This window comes from Algoriphagus lacus (genome assembly GCF_003583985.1).
In the GTDB taxonomy this organism is placed as follows: domain Bacteria; phylum Bacteroidota; class Bacteroidia; order Cytophagales; family Cyclobacteriaceae; genus Algoriphagus; species Algoriphagus lacus.
The window spans coordinates 45607-61022 of record NZ_QXML01000014.1 but is presented as its reverse complement, the minus strand read 5'-3'; the positions used below and the strand labels follow the sequence as shown (position 1 = coordinate 61022).

The 15416-nt window shown below is 44.2% G+C and carries 10 protein-coding genes; 6 read left to right on the top strand and 4 right to left on the bottom strand.

Annotated features, from left to right (window positions below; all coding sequences use genetic code 11):
* Positions 1-84 precede the first annotated feature (84 nt).
* Positions 85-1644, bottom strand: a complete 1560-nt coding sequence (locus D0X99_RS19225; protein ID WP_233553762.1) for an arylsulfatase — start codon at positions 1642-1644, stop codon at positions 85-87.
* A 331-nt stretch (positions 1645-1975) separates the two neighbouring features.
* Here D0X99_RS19225 and D0X99_RS19220 point away from each other — a divergent pair, with 331 nt between their 5' ends.
* From D0X99_RS19220 to D0X99_RS19195, 6 genes are all read left to right on the top strand, one after another.
* Positions 1976-3376, top strand: coding sequence for a sugar porter family MFS transporter (locus D0X99_RS19220; RefSeq protein ID WP_119479493.1), 1401 nt, complete (start codon positions 1976-1978; stop codon positions 3374-3376).
* Positions 3377-3525: 149 nt separating this feature from the next.
* A complete protein-coding gene (locus tag D0X99_RS19215) occupies positions 3526-5988 on the top strand; it encodes a TonB-dependent receptor domain-containing protein (RefSeq protein ID WP_119479492.1) in 2463 nt (820 codons plus the stop codon).
* A 441-nt stretch (positions 5989-6429) separates the two neighbouring features.
* A complete protein-coding gene (locus D0X99_RS19210) occupies positions 6430-7431 on the top strand; it encodes a PhnD/SsuA/transferrin family substrate-binding protein (protein WP_199708165.1) in 1002 nt (333 codons plus the stop codon).
* Positions 7428-11174 (top strand): PAS domain S-box protein, encoded by a 3747-nt coding sequence (locus tag D0X99_RS19205; RefSeq protein ID WP_119479491.1) that lies wholly within the window; start codon positions 7428-7430, stop codon positions 11172-11174. Before D0X99_RS19210 ends, D0X99_RS19205 begins: the two co-directional genes overlap by 4 nt.
* Before the next feature lie 20 nt (positions 11175-11194).
* On the top strand, positions 11195-11590 hold the full coding sequence (locus D0X99_RS19200; protein WP_119479490.1) for a response regulator: 396 nt from the start codon (positions 11195-11197) through the stop codon (positions 11588-11590).
* A gap of 227 nt (positions 11591-11817) precedes the next feature.
* Entirely contained in the window at positions 11818-13176 is a 1359-nt protein-coding gene (locus tag D0X99_RS19195; protein WP_119479489.1) for a transglutaminase-like domain-containing protein, read from the top strand.
* A gap of 80 nt (positions 13177-13256) precedes the next feature.
* Here D0X99_RS19195 and D0X99_RS19190 read toward each other — a convergent pair whose 3' ends face one another.
* Genes D0X99_RS19190 through D0X99_RS19180 form a run of 3 tightly spaced genes read right to left on the bottom strand, consistent with a single transcriptional unit; the run spans position 13257 to position 15416 of the window.
* Positions 13257-13484, bottom strand: coding sequence for a hypothetical protein (locus D0X99_RS19190; RefSeq protein ID WP_119479488.1), 228 nt, complete (start codon positions 13482-13484; stop codon positions 13257-13259).
* 44 nt (positions 13485-13528) lie between these two features.
* Positions 13529-14779, bottom strand: a complete 1251-nt coding sequence (locus tag D0X99_RS19185) for an MFS transporter (RefSeq protein WP_233553761.1) — start codon at positions 14777-14779, stop codon at positions 13529-13531.
* Between the two features lie 52 nt (positions 14780-14831).
* Positions 14832-15416, bottom strand: coding sequence for a Crp/Fnr family transcriptional regulator (locus D0X99_RS19180; protein ID WP_119479487.1), 585 nt, complete (start codon positions 15414-15416; stop codon positions 14832-14834).

Below are 15416 nucleotides of genomic sequence, written 5' to 3'. Positions count from 1 at the left end.
AGGGGAGTGGTTGGAAAAAGCAAAAATCCTTCTGCTAAAAAAAACTGAGCAACCTTCATAGGTTGCTCAGTTTGGATTTGAGGTTTACCGGGTTCCTCCGGAGCTTTTTAGCATTTCCTCGATTTTGGTCAGATTAAATGATCCGGGAGACTGTGAAGGGGGATAGTCTTTCATGGTCATCAGGAATTTTGCTGCAAGCCCCTGGATTGGAACAATCACAAAAGGCCGATCCAAAAACCAGTCATTGTAGGTATTGGAGTTGTGCTGAGCCTTTTCAAATGGATCTCTTCTTAAATTGAAAAGTAGAGGAGCTCTCAATTCGACAAAAGGTTCTCTCCATACTCCAAAGGCTTCACCGCGGTTTTCCAGAAATACCACTTTCCAATCCATGTATCGGGCTGCTACCACCTGACCATCGTCATTGACGTACCAAAACTCATTTCTTGGGGAGGTTTTGGTTTTGCCGGTCAGGTATTCCAGTTGATTGTATCCATCAATGTAGTTTTTGTAGGTACGTCCATTGATGGTAGTGCCTGTGAGCAGCCTCTCTTTGACAGTTGGATCACCTGCGATTGCGGCGAAGGTTGGAAGCCAGTCCTCATGAGACACGATTCCGTTAAGTGTCACACCTGCCGGAAATTTGCCTGGCCATCTCACGAAAGTTGGCACTCGGTAGGCCCCTTCCCAGTTGGAGTTTTTTTCCGATCTGAAGGGAGTGGTGCCTGCATCCGGCCAAGTGTTGTAATGTGGGCCATTGTCTGTCGAGTACATGACGACTGTATTGTCGGCGATGCCGAGTTCGTCCAATAATTCCAACAATTGACCCACGTGCATGTCATGTTCGACCATGCCATCACTGTACTCGTCCTGTCCTGAGATTCCGGTATGTTCTTCCTTGACATGGGTACGGAAGTGCATTCGGGTTCCATTCCACCAGGTAAAAAACGGCTTACCTTCTTTGACCTGTCGTCTTATAAAATCTTTAGCTGCTTCGACCGTTTCATCATCGATGGTTTCCATCCGTTTTTTGGTCAGAGGACCTAGCTCCTGGATGGTTTGTCCGCCTTTTCCATCTGATTTGGTATGGAGGATGCCGCGTGGCTTGAAAGTTTCGTAAAAAGTTCGGCCGTCAGCCAAAACCAGATCTTTTGGATAATCTCTGTTTTCGGGTTCTTCCTCGGCATTCAAGTGGTAAAGGCTTCCCATAAACTCATCAAATCCATGCATGGTTGGCAGATGCTCGTCCCGGTCGCCTTGATGATTTTTTCCAAATTGTCCGGTGGCATAGCCTTGGGCTTTGAGGACTGTGGCCATGGTGACATCGGTTTTTTGCCAACCCTCTTTTGCTCCCGGCAGACCTACTTTGGTCATACCTGATCTTACAGGGACCGATCCACTGATGAATGCAGCCCGTCCTGCAGTACAGGATTGCTGGGCATAGTAATCCGTGAAGGCAATTCCTTCCTGGGCGATTCGGTCAATATTCGGTGTCCGATACCCCATCATTCCACGGTTGTTGTGGCTGATGTTCCAAGTGCCGATGTCATCTCCCCAGATGACCAGGATGTTGGGTTTCTTTTGCTGGCCAAAACTCATGTTCATTATGGCTAAGGCAAAACCAACTGAGAGTAAAATTTTTTTCATAAAGCTGGATTAAACTGAAAATTGAAAGGGCTGAAAATTGTGGTCCAAAGGGACCTAACCCATCCATCGAAAGGTATGCAAATCCATAGGAAGGCCTTGGCAATTAGAGTATTGGAATGCGCTGTATCTGCCAAGAAAGAACCAAACTTTGCAAATTCGTGGTTGGAAGGAGTTTGGTTGCCCAGCCTGCACCCAAGAAATCACTAATTCGTGAAGCGAGGAACTTCTCTAACCTTCCAAGTTCACTCCAGGATCAATTAAGGAGCAGGATTGTATCTCTCAGATTTTCCGGTATTTTTTGGGACTTGTTCACCTTTTCCCCAAATAATCCATGGCCCAAACCTACCCTTACAACCAAACCTACATCTGGCTGATCAGCTTGACTGCCGCCTTAGGTGGATTTTTATTCGGATATGATTGGGTAGTGATAGGGGGGGCTAAGCCCTTTTATGAACCCTATTTCAACATCACCTCCGTTGAAGATCAGGGTTGGGGCACGAGTTCGGCGCTCGTCGGATGCATGGTCGGGGCGATTCTTTGCATCTTTCTGAGTGATAAATTCGGTAGAAAACGACTGCTGACTTTAGCCGGATTGCTTTTTACTGTTTCGGCTATCGGGACGGCTTTGGCTGTTACTTTTTCGGGATTCAACTTTTACCGGATTGTGGGAGGCGTGGGTATGGGAATCGCGTTGAATCTTTCTCCGCTCTATATCTCGGAACTTGCACCTCCGGAGAAGCGGGGTAGGCTCGTGACGATCAATCAGTTTCTGGTGATGCTCGGAGTACTTCTTGCCCAGATTGCCAACTGGCAGATTTCGCTTTTGGATACAGATTTAGCAGAGAATGCGGATTTCGCGGCCATTGCTGCGAGTTGGAGTGGGCAGGAGGGATGGAGATGGATGTTTGGAGCTGAGACTCTTCCCGCATTGCTGTTTTTCATCCTGATGTTTTTCGTGCCGGAAAGTACCCGTTGGCTGATCAAAAACAATCAGCAGGATAAGGCTTTTAAAATCCTGACCAAAATAGGGGGAGAGGCCTATGCGAGGGATTCGGTGGCTGAGACGCGCTCCACCTTGAGTGAAGGGGATCTTGGCGAGGTCAACCTCAAAGAACTCCTAAAAAGAAACGTGGTGAAACTGTTGGCCATAGGGATATTCCTGGCTTTCCTCCAACAATGGAGTGGAATCAATGTAGTCATCTACTATGCGGCTGATATTTTCCAGGCGGCAGGATTCACCCTCAAGCAAATGATGCTCAATATCGTGGTGATCGGAGGAGTGATGGTGGGTTCCATATTTGTGACCTTTGCCACGGTGGATAAATACGGACGGAAGTCCATTTTGCTGGTGTGTCTTGCTGCCATGATCCTATTGTATTCCGGTTTAGGGTATTCGTTTTATGCAGACTGGGGAGGTACTCCCGTGGTGATTTTTGTGCTGCTGAATGTGATGTTTTATTCGATTTCACTGGCTCCCTTGCTATGGGTGGTGCTTTCGGAAATTTTCCCTACCCGGGTGAGAGGAGCTGCAATTTCCATAGGGGCTTTGGCACATTGGATTGGCAATTTTACACTGACTTACTACTTCCCTGCTATCAAGGAAAATTTGGGTTGGGCCAATAATTTCTGGTTGTATGGGGTGATCTGCGCAGTGGGTTTTCTGGTGATCTGGTGGATTTTGCCGGAGACCAAAGGGAAAACTCTGGAGCAGTTGGAAAAGGAATTGCAGTGATTAGTGATCAGTAGGCAGTCGCAGTTTTCACAATCTGGAATTATTTCCTTTCAGCCTCTGAGATGAACAGGTGGGATCGGACATTCCACTCATGGAAATTGAAATTCCCGGGTAGAAGTAGCTTAGTACTTTGTCTGAAATTTAAAATCATGCGGCTTCTATTGGGTTTCTTTCTCCTTTTTTCGCTTTCATTTTTGGCGAATGGCCAAAGTGAAATCCGTGGGAAAGTAGTGGACAGACTCAGCCAAGTTCCGCTGGAGTTTGCCAGTGTGGCCGTATACAAAACCCAGGACAGCTTGTTGGTGGAAGGGAGTATCACCGATCCAAAAGGTGAATTTTTGATTGAAAATGTATCGCCTGGCACCTACTTTTTGAAAGTCAGTTTTATTGGTTATCGGACCTATAGTAGTCCTGCATTTTCCTTGGTCAAAAATGAAAAGCGTGATTTTGGAGCCCTTGCTCTTAATCCGGATCAACTGGAGTTGGAAGGGGTGGAAGTGCAGGGTCAAAAGATCACCTCAGACTTTAAACTGGACAAGCAGAGCTATTCGGCCGAAAACTTCGAAGTTGCCCAAGGAGGGAGCGCAACAGATGTCCTTAAAAATCTGCCCGGCATGAGTGTAAATGGGGAAGGTCAGATTTCTATCCGAGGCACGAGCGGATTTGTAGTCATGCTGAATGGTAAGCCTGTGCAGGGTGATCCGATGTTGATTCTAGGACAGCTTCCGGCAAATGGAATCGAAAAGGTGGAGTGGATATCCTCTCCCTCAGCTCGTTATGACTCGGAGGGGAAAGCCGGTATGATCAACATCACCACCAAAAAAGGAATTACGGACGGCCTGTATTTGCAAGTCAATTCGAGACTTGGTTTTCCTTCGGTGGAAAATTATGACAACGCATCCACTCCCAGGCGATATGGAGCCGACTTCAATCTCAATTACCTAAAGGGCAAATGGGATTTTTCGTTGGGTGCCAGCTATCAGCGAAATGATCTTTCTGGACGAAGAGTGGGGGATGTTTACACGATCAGTGGGGACACCACCACTTATTTTCCGTCGGAAGGGGAGCGAAGCACCGATGAAATCAATTACTCCGGCAGGTTTACCTTGGGTTTCAATCCCGATCCGAGCAATTCCTTCAGTTTGGGCTTCTATGCCGGGGTCAGGGACAAAGTTCGTACCGCCGATATTTTGTACTATGACAACCATGCCGAAGTAAACGGACAGCGGCTTTACACCCTCCAGTATTTCAATGCCAATGAACAAAACCGCCGGGGAGATTTTGTCTTGGGTAGCTTGGACTACGCGCACGTTTTCGCGAATTCCGCCAAACTCAGTACATCATTCCTCTATGAATACACGATGCTCGGCGGCCCTACGATCAATAGAAACTTGGGCTATCCGGACATGACACAGGTCTATCAGGATGAATACAATACGAATGACAATCCTCTCAATGGCTGGAGAGTCAACCTCGATTATACCTTCAAGCCGCTGTCCGTCGGGCAATTGATCTTGGGCTACCAATACCGAAATCTGGATCACAGAGGGGATTTCTATTACGAGCGAAAAAACAACGAAACCGGGCAATTTGAGCTGGTGCCTGAGTTTTCCAGTAAAGTTGATTTGAAGCACCTGATCCATTCGGCATACTTTCAACTGGATAAAAAGCTAAAAAAACTCTCTTATGGAGCTGGACTTAGACTGGAAACAATGGATAGGGATTTCAATCTTCAGGATCGGGCAGGAACTTTGGACACACTTTATATTTACGATTACATTCGACCTTTTGCCAGCGCCAATTTGGGCTATCAGCTCAAGGAAGGGGTGCAGCTCAAGGCCAATTTCAGCCAACGCGTGGAGCGGACTACGACTTTCAAAATGAATCCTTTTCCGGAGCGGGAGCACAGCGAAACTTTGGAGCAGGGAGATCCTGAATTGCTGCCGGAGTTTATCAATTTGGTCGAAGTGGGTGTGGTGAAAAACTGGAAAGACAACAGCTTCTACGCGACTGGGTACCATTCCCGGGTGAAAAATCTGGTCAATCGGGTAAATACCGTCTACAATGACACCATCCTTAACCGTATTTATTCCAATGTTGGTACAGGAAAATCCACCGGAGTCGATCTGGGTACAGAGCTTTATCCAGCCAACTGGTGGAAGTTTTTCGCAGGGTTCAATACCTATTATTATTCCATCCAAGGAAGCTTTGACGATCGACCGGTTAACACTTTCTCTTGGGTTTATTCCTTCAATTTGACTTCAAGCTTTGAAGTTTCTCCAACGGTCAGCATTCAGGCTTCCTTCAATTACCTCTCCAAGCGGGTGACTGCACAGGGTGAAGACGGGCGGTTTTATAATCCCAATTTATCAGTGAAAAAGTCCTGGCTGGACAACCGGCTTACGGCCAGTTTGCTTTGGCAAAACATTGACATGGGACTACTCAAGAGCAACGAACAACGGATCACCACTTATCGGGACGGGGAGTTTTATACTACGACCAATTACATCTATGAGGTGGATGTGATCGTGCTGAATCTTTCCTATTCTTTGAACAGCTCCAAAAACAGGTCGAGATTTGTAAAGAGTGAATTTGGTGAAAAGGAGTTTTGAGGAGAACCAGGGAGTTTTTTAATCCTTGCTGATGAGTTTAATTCAATCACGAGACTTTCGGAATTATTGAATCAAAGTAGGATTCAGGTTAAATCACGAGCCTTTCTTTAACCACTCAGATTTTTGTTTTATCCGATAATTGAAGGTGCCTAATTAAGAGTTGCTGAATCATTTGCTCTTTAAATGTGAAGCAGTCAAATCCGATAATCAAAGAGCTGGAAATCGGTTTAAAGGTGGCCAATTTTTTCATTCAAGTACTTTTGGATGCAGTTCATTACGGTCATGCTACAGGACTGATGGTTCAAATTTGTAAATGCGCTTTGTTTAAGTAGTTTTAAAACCAAGCGGATTTTCCTTTTGGCTTAACGAAACCAAGAATGACTTTGAAAAATTGTGTATGGTTCAACGTAGCGGATTAGGTTGTTACAAAATTGTCACAGGGTGAATTCAGGAAATAAAATTTATTTGATCCGTCGTCGAACGCAGTCATTTCTAATCCATACTGAACGATCTGGAATAAAGGTGATAGTCCGCTATGGAAAAATTTTCACCCTGTTTTTTGTGTTTCTGGCTTTGCTAGCAGGATGCGGAAAGGCACCTAAAGCTACAGGACCCCAGTATGGAACCGCACCATTGGGTGAAGCGCAAGTCATTTACAGATTTGGAGTTCATCCGCTTCATAACCCAAAAAAGCTGATGGATTCGTATCAGCCACTCATGGATTACCTGAACAAAAACATCCCAGGTGTTCAATTCGTTTTGGAAGCCTCCCGGGACTACTCAATTTTTGAGGAAAAATATAAGAATCGAAAGCCTGAGTTTATCCTCCCCAATCCCTGGCAAACCCTCGGCGCGATTCAATCCGGTTATTCGGTCATTGTTATGGCAGGAGATCCAGCCGATTTCAAAGGGGTAATTATTGTCCGAAAAGACAGTGGCATCAAGGAACCAACTGATCTAAAAGGCAAAAAAGTAAGCTATCCTTCCCCAACTGCACTTGCTGCCTGTATCCTTCCCCAATATTATCTCCACGCCCACGGCGTCGATGTCACCAAAGACATCACCAATCTTTACGTGGGATCACAGGAATCCTCTATCATGAACGTCTATTTGAAAACAACTGCTGCAGGCGCGACTTGGCCACAACCCTGGAGAGATTTTCAAAAGACTCATCCCAAAGAAGCAGCTGAGCTAATGACTATTTGGGAAACTGAATCACTGGTGAACAACTCAGTCATGGTGCTGGACGAGGTTCCTGACAGTATCAAAATTCAGGTGGAGAACATTTTGGTGCAACTCAACCAAACTGAGGAGGGAAACCAAATTCTTCTGAATTTGGAAACAGACTATTTTAAATCCGCTACCAATCAAGATTATCGGTTGGTGCAGGCCTTTACCGATCGGTTTGAACGGGAAGTACGCAAAATAGAACTTGGAAAATGAGTAAGGCAGCTAAAAAAACCGTTGGTTTTGGATCACTTCGCAGCCGTCTGATTATCAGTGTTGCCATCCTTCAGACTGGACTGATTGCAGTGTTTCTATTGGAATCCATTTTCCGACAGCGGGAATTGATCCTTGACAATCAGTCCCAAGAGGCGATAGCGCTAGCTGAGGCGCTTTCAGTGACAGCATCCAGTTGGCTTTCTTCCAACGATGTGGCAGGACTCCAGGAATTGCTGGATGCCCAAAGCCAATTTCCTGAGCTCATTTTTGCCGTTTTAACCGATGAATTTGGGCAGATAAAAGCCCATACTGACCGGTCCAAAATCGGGTTGTATGTCCTTGATTTGCCTCAAAAGGCGGAATTGACTACGATCACAAAAAGTCCGGAATTGGTTGACATTGCCATTCCTTCGCGTCTTTCCGGGAAGCATGTGGGCTGGGTTCGAATCGGATTGGGTCAAAAGCGAGCGGCCGAACAACTTTCCCTTATTACTCAAACCGGAATTATTTATGGTGTTTTAGCCATACTAGTGGGATCAGGTGTGGTGTGGCTATTAGGATCCTACATCACGAGAAGGCTTTATGTGGTTCAAAATACCATCAATCAAGTGGCATCTGGAAACCCAGGGGCGAGGGCCAATATCCATGGAAATGATGAGGCTGCTGTCATAGCCAGAGAATTCAACAACTTGCTGGATGCTCAGGAAAAATCTGACAGGGAGTTACAAAAAAACATCAAAGCGCTCGAGGATTACAAGTTTGCATTAGATCAGTCTGCAGCGATTACAATCACCGATGAGGAGGGGATTATCATTTCAGCAAATGATAATCTCTGCAACATTTCAAAGTATACCCGTGAAGAGCTCATCGGAAAAACAGTAAAAGTCCTAAGTTCTGATTTTCATCCCAACTCTTTTTTTAGAGAAATGTGGGACACCATCCGTTCCGGAAAGGTTTGGATTGGTGAATTCAAAAACCGTAAAAAAGACGGAGAATTCTTTTGGGTCCGAAGCACGATCATACCGTTTTTGGATGCAGATCAGAAGCCGTTTCAGTACCTCTCCATCCACTATGACATCACCGAGAAGAAAAGGATAGAGGAGGAAATTATAAAGGCCAAAGAAATGGCCGAACAAAATGAGTCCAGGTTAAAGCTTGCAGCGGCCTCTGGTAAGCTTGGGATATGGGACTGGAATATTCCTGATGATGTAATCAGCTGGGATGATCGAATGTATGAGCTGATAGGGGTTGAAAAAGGTGGCAATGAGAATAAGTTTGAAACCTGGGTTAATAGCCTCCACCCGGATGATAAAGCAAAAGCTAAAGCGGAAGTGCAGGCCGCAATTCACGGAAATAAAAAATTCGACACTTCTTTCCGAATAGTCAAACCCAATGGAGAAATAGCCTACATCAAAGCAGATGCTCTTATTCTAAAAGATTCAAATGGAAATCCCCTGAGAATGATAGGAATCAATCAGGATATTACCGAACGAATCAATACCATAAACACCTTGCAAAAGATGAATATTGCGGTGGGTGAGCGAGTCAAAGAACTCAATTGTTTGTATCGAATCTCTGAAATCAGTAAAAAGGCAGGGTTTTCAGTGGATGATATCATGAGTCAATCTGCTCACATTATCACCACCGCTTACCAATACACGGAAATTACCAGTGCCAGAATAACCTTTCAGGATAAGGTCTACCTATCAGATCAATTTAAGGAATCCCCTTGGTCCCAATCAGCAGATATTTATACCAATAAGGTTAAATCCGGAGTAGTTGAAGTATTTTATTCTGAAGAAAAACCAGGAGAGGACGAGGGACCATTTCTAAAGGAAGAGCGTTTGTTGATTAATTCCGTTGCGGACATTTTGGGAAGTGCAGTGGAGCTTAAAGAATCGGAATTTACGCTGCAGACTTCAGAGGAGAAGTATCGGTATCTTTTCCATAATAACCCTGCCCTGATTATCATTTGGGACCTCGAAGCATTGGAGGTATTGGAAGTCAATCAACAAATCATCGACTTATACGGCTATACCCGAGAGGAATTTATCGGGATGCCGGTATTTCAATACCGCCCAAAGGAAGACTATGATGCGATAAGAAATTTCGCAAAAAAGATGTTGGAGGGGAATGATCCCATAGCCAAAAGAACTTGGACCCATTTGAAGAAAAATGGTGAGGAAATGATCATGGATATTTCTTCCCATAAAATCACCTATCAAAACCGAAAGGCGATTCTTTCCCTTGGAAGGGATGTCACCGAACAGATCAAGGCCGAGAGAGAATTGATCCAAAGCGAAGAGAAACATCGTGCCTTGATAGAAAATATCAGCGACGGGATTGTATTGGTAGATGCTGATTTCAAACTGCTTTATCAAAGCCCCTCTGTGGAACGGATTGTGGGTTATGCCTTGGAAGACCGGAAAGGCAAAGTTGCCTTGGATTTTATTCATCCAGATGATTTGCAACTTACTATTCAGCAATATGAAAATGCGAAAAGTAACCCCGGCGTGCCTTTCCAAAGTCAATACCGAACCCGACATAAAAACGGAGGATACATCTGGATTGAGGTCAGCGTCATAAACTTGCTGGATTTGGCGAGTGTGCAGTCCTATGTGGTGATTTACCGGGATATTACAGAGCGGAAGAAATTTGAAGAGCAGTTAGCCCTATCAGCGTTGATTGTCAATTCTTCAGATGATGCCATCATCAGTAAAAGTGTCGATGGGAGAATCACTTCCTGGAATCACGGTGCCGAAAAAGTATTGGGTTACACTGCTGAGGAAGCAATCGGACAATCCATTTTTCTGCTGATCTCTCCGGATTTGCACGAAGAGGAGTTTATGATTTCCGAAAGCATCAAAAATGGAAAATCAGTTGACCATTACGAGACCTTAAGAATAACTAAGGATGGAAGAGCAATTAACGTGTCGCTGACAGTTTCTCCAATTATGGATGAATCAGGTCAGGTAATCGGGGCATCCAAAATAATACGGGACATTACTGAGCAAAAAGTAATGGAATTGGAACGTGACAAAATCATGAATGAATTGATCCAGCGAAACCGTGACCTGGAGCAATTTTCCTACATCGTGTCCCACAACCTTCGGGCCCCTGTAGCCAACATCATTGGAATCAGCGATTTTATGCTTAAATCAGGTTTGAACCCGGTCAAAAAAGAACAGCTTGAAGTCGGACTGGGTAAATCTGTTCATGCCCTGGATGTAGTAATCAAGGATCTGAACCAGATTTTGCAGTCGAAACGAGAGATCAGTGAACAAACCAGCCTGGTTAAATTTTCAGGATTGCTGGAGGCTATAAAACTTAGCATAGCCAATCTGATCAAAAAAGAAAGGGTTCAGTTTGTTATTGACTTCTCCGAGGTTGATGAAATGATCACACTTAAAAGTTACCTTTACAGTGTTTTTTATAATTTGATATCCAACAGCATTAAATACAGACAGCCCCATATCGGTCCGGTTATCGAAATTCAAAGTAAGTTAACCGCCACGGGGATTGAAATTATTTTTAAGGACAACGGACTTGGAATAGACCTCAAGCACAAAGGGGATCAGGTTTTTGGGCTTTATAAGCGATTTCACTCCCATACCGAAGGGAAGGGAATGGGACTGTACATGGTAAAGACTCAGGTAGAAACGCTGGGAGGAAAAATCACCGTCGAGAGTGAGGTTAACAAAGGAACCATGTTCAAAATTGAGTTTGAACATGTGAAAAAATAGATATAATTCAGAGTACTGAAATGGAAAGAAGAGCCGATTTTATCCTGATTGATGATGATCCTGTGAATAATATGCTGAGTGAAATAATCATAGAAGAGGTATTTCCTGATGCTAGAATTGTCGCATTTACCGATCCAAAGGCTGGTCTAGATCATGTTTTAATCCAGCGTAATCCCAAGATTGAAGGGAAATGCATCCTTTTTTTGGATCTGAATATGCCGATAATGAGCGGTTGGGATTTTATGGATCAGTTTGAAAAGTCGGAGATCAGTACTAAGCACCAATTAGAAATATATATCCTCTCCTCTTCTGTTAACCCTGCGGATTTGGACAGGGCTAAGAAAAACCCTTTTATTCGTGATTTTATTGAAAAGCCGCTCACCGAGGAAGTGGTGATGGATCTCGTTTCTCGTTGACCTTGAACGGATCTTTTTCCAATCAGACCAAGGTGAGTAAGGAAAAACCAAGATGTTTAGACCAGTACTTATAAGCCAAGGTAACTTTTCGACCTATTCAAGCTATTTCTAACTGAATAAATAAAGGGATACGCTAAAAACACCCTTTTATTCCTTTGGCTTTTATTTTCTCAAACCATTTATCCTTTATTGGCTTTTTATTACAATCAGGTACTTAATTTTAACCTATGAAGAACAATACATATCGCTGGTTATCAGTTTTTGGGATGGGAATCCTGCTTTATTCCTGTCAGCAGGAAGCTAAAAAGGAGGATATTAAAGTTCCGGTTGAGAAGGTAGACATTGCCGAAATCGAAGCTGGGATTAAGGATTTCATAGCTGCAAAAACGGCCGAAAACGGAGGTGTTTTCCCAGTCAAAGACGAAAATCATGACCTCAGAATGAAACTGGTCAGAGTTCATACCGAATATCTTTCCAATTTGGGTCCGAGCAGTCATTTTGCGTGTGTTGACTTAGTAGATGAGAGTGGAGATGTGTATGATGTGGATTTTTTTATGGAAGGAAAGCCCGGAAGTATGACCGTCACTCAGACAACCGTTCATAAGTTGAACGGAAAGCCATTTTATAGTTGGAAGCAAAAGAAAGAAGATAAAACCTGGTATCGCGTGCCTTTAGAACAATCAAACAACAGCCTGCTTGGCGTAGTGGAGGGGAAGGATTCCTTCGAATTTTATTATACGGTTCAGGTTCCCGAATTGACAGGGCCGGCAGAAATGTGGATTCCAATAGCAGAGTCCGATGACTTTCAAGAGGTGAAAATCCTCGACATTAAGACTCCAGGTAAGGCTAAAAATCTGGATGAAAAGATTTACGACAACACCATCCTGTATCTGGAATTGGGTCCGAACGACAGTGGAAAATCCGTTGAGATAAGTTATTCCGTCAACAGAAAAGAGAAAGGACCTTATGAAGCCCCTGCTCCGGATCCCAAGATTTTTCTGTCTTCCAATAAGCTGATGCCAAAAGGAGGTCGATTTGAAGAAATCGCCAAGGAAGCCTTGGGCCCTAAAATCAGGGATAGCCACCTTATTCAAGCCCGTGCCCTGTACGACTACATTATTGACAACATGCGCTACATGAAGTTTGGTGACTTTGGTCGGGGAGACTCCAATTACGCCTGTGATTCCAAAACCGGCAATTGCTCTGAATTCCATTCTTTCTTTATTTCACTTGCCAGGTCAGTCGATATTCCTGCACGTTTTGCGATTGGCGCATCCATTCCATCAGACCGAAATGAAGGTGGTATCGACGGATATCATTGTTGGGCGGAATTTTATGCAGATGGTAAATGGTGGCCGGTTGATATCAGCGAAGCCAACAAATACACCGCTTTGGCAACTTATTACTTTGGTCGTCACCCAGCCAACCGAATTGAACTGAGTAGAGGGCGAGATTTGGAACTCAATCCGGGGCCGGATTCAGGACCGATCAATTTTCTGGCATATCCGTATTTGCAGATTGACGGAAAAGAAGTAAAAGCGCAATCCAGATTCAGCTTTCAAAGAAAAACCGATCCATCCAGTTAATCAATTGATAGTTTCAAGGTTTCTCCCAAAACAAAAAAGGCTGCCAATTGGCAGCCTTTTGAATTAATTTCTTTTTCAAATTATTGAGCAGCAGTTGAATCTTTAGCAGTTGAATCTGCTGCTGGATGCTCGCCACCGCCTGCTGGATGCTCTCCGCCTTCAGCACCCTCTGCAGGATGCTCACCACCTTCAGCTTGCTCAGTTGCTTCTTCTTTTTTACCGCCGCAAGAGGTAAGTGCCGCAGAGAAAAGAACACCTAGTGCCAACATCATCACTGCAATAGACTTGAATCTGTTTACTTTTTTCATTTTTTTAAGAGAGTTAAGGTTGGGTAAAGTTTAAGTATTTAAAGTTAAGTATGTTCTAATTCATTCACTTCTTGGAACTTAATTCTTTTTGGCATTCTTCCTTGAATGACCAAAGAGGAAGCTATAGTAATTAGGCCTATAAATATAATCGCAGATTTTATGCCAAAAATATCAGCAGTGATTCCTGAGAGAACTGCACCTACGGCATATCCAAGGTCTCTCCATAATCTGAAGGTCCCAATACTTTCTGCCCTTTGTCTTGGATGGGTCGCTTCTGCAATGGCTGCGAGAAAGGTTGGGTAGACAATGGCAGTACCAATTCCCAAGCTTACAGATATAATAATCAAAAGGGGATATCCTGCAGCGAGGGGCAATATCAGGATAGCGATACCCTGTATCAACATGCCCCAAAAAAGGAGCGCTTTCTTTGGGAATATGTCCGCCATTTTTCCGGTAAACAGCTGACTGATTCCCCAAACTGTAGGGTAAATCGCCGCAATAAGTCCGACCTGATCCAGTTCAAATTGTAAGGAAACCAATAAAACCGGAAGTAAGCCCCAGATCATTCCGTCATTCAGATTGTTGACCAATCCGGCCTGAGTGATGGAACTGAGGGTTTTATTTCGAAAGGTGGTTTCCCAAAAGATCCCCTTCATGGAAGTTTCCGAGTGTTTCCCAGCTTCCATTTCCACGTGTTTTCGGGTGTCTTTCACAAATAAAAACGTGAGCAGCAATCCCAACAAAGCAATGATTTCACCTAATAGGAATGGATAGGGGCGGATTCCAAACTCCTGAGCTAAATAGCCACTGAGAAAAGCAAAAACTCCAACGGCAAAATAGCCGGCAAATTCATTCAATCCCATTGCAAACCCCCGGTCTTTCTCACCGACCAGGTCAATTTTCATCACCACGGTACTGCTCCAAGTCAACCCTTGGCTCATTCCCAGAAGTATATTGGAGGCAATGACCCAGTTCCAGCTACCGGTAAATGCCAGAATCAAAGGAACAGGCAAGGCAATAATCCAACCCAAAATCAGGAGGTTTTTTCTGCCTAGGTTATTTGCCAGTTTTCCGGAAAAATAGTTTGCAGCGGCTTTGCTGATTCCGAAAGCCACTATAAAAGAAAGGATGGCAACTTTGGATTCCAATCCAAAGACCTCTGAAGCAAACTGAGGGAAAATGGATCGCTCCAAGCCGATCATTGCACCAACAAATCCATTGATGACTACCAAAAGCGAAAACTGTTTCCAGTTTTCCCGAAGGCCAAGGACCACTTGAGATTCAGATCTTTTCACAGGACAAAGGTCCCGCCACAGTAATTCTTATCCTTTTACAAATGTTAAATAATCAGCGGATTGATGCGCGAATTCGGCTGAGACTCACCTGAGTGATTCCTAAGTAGGAGGCAATGTACTTCAGAGGTATTCGTTGGATCAGGTTTGGTTTTTCCTCCACCAGTTGAGCGTATCGTTCCTCAGCGGAGTGAAACTGGATGGTTTCCATTCGGTTGACTGTATGAACATAGGCCTGTTCGATGATTTTCCTAAACAGTCGCTCGATTTGAGGGAAAGTATCAAAAAGCGAAAAAAGTTGGTCGGCAGGAATACCGATAAAAACCGTGTCTTCCAAGGCCTGAATTGCCTTGAGGCTGGGTTTGCCGGTGAACAGGCTTTCGGCACGGATGATAAGGTCATTTTCAAAAGCAAAATATTCTGTGACCTCATTGCCACCTTTTAGGTAAAATATCCTTGCAAGCCCTTCCTTGACAAAATATATCGTTTTGCACCGCATCCCGATTTCCTGAAGGTTTTGATTTTTCCTGACAGCTATGAGCGAACAAAGGGAATAAATCGCTTCAAGAGCCGAAGGGGTAAGGGGTTGAATTTTCTGGAGAAAACTCAAAAAGCTAACCAATTCGGCCGGTTGTATCAT

Coding starts and splice junctions, on each gene's coding strand:
- D0X99_RS19180 (WP_119479487.1), bottom strand. CDS start 15,416: ATGATACAACCGGCCGAATTGGTTAGCTTTTTGAGTTTTCTCCAGAAA.
- D0X99_RS19190 (WP_119479488.1), bottom strand. CDS start 13,484: ATGAAAAAAGTAAACAGATTCAAGTCTATTGCAGTGATGATGTTGGCA.
- D0X99_RS19215 (WP_119479492.1), top strand. CDS start 3,526: ATGCGGCTTCTATTGGGTTTCTTTCTCCTTTTTTCGCTTTCATTTTTG.
- D0X99_RS19225 (WP_233553762.1), bottom strand. CDS start 1,644: ATGAAAAAAATTTTACTCTCAGTTGGTTTTGCCTTAGCCATAATGAAC.
- D0X99_RS19205 (WP_119479491.1), top strand. CDS start 7,428: ATGAGTAAGGCAGCTAAAAAAACCGTTGGTTTTGGATCACTTCGCAGC.
- D0X99_RS19195 (WP_119479489.1), top strand. CDS start 11,818: ATGAAGAACAATACATATCGCTGGTTATCAGTTTTTGGGATGGGAATC.
- D0X99_RS19200 (WP_119479490.1), top strand. CDS start 11,195: ATGGAAAGAAGAGCCGATTTTATCCTGATTGATGATGATCCTGTGAAT.
- D0X99_RS19220 (WP_119479493.1), top strand. CDS start 1,976: ATGGCCCAAACCTACCCTTACAACCAAACCTACATCTGGCTGATCAGC.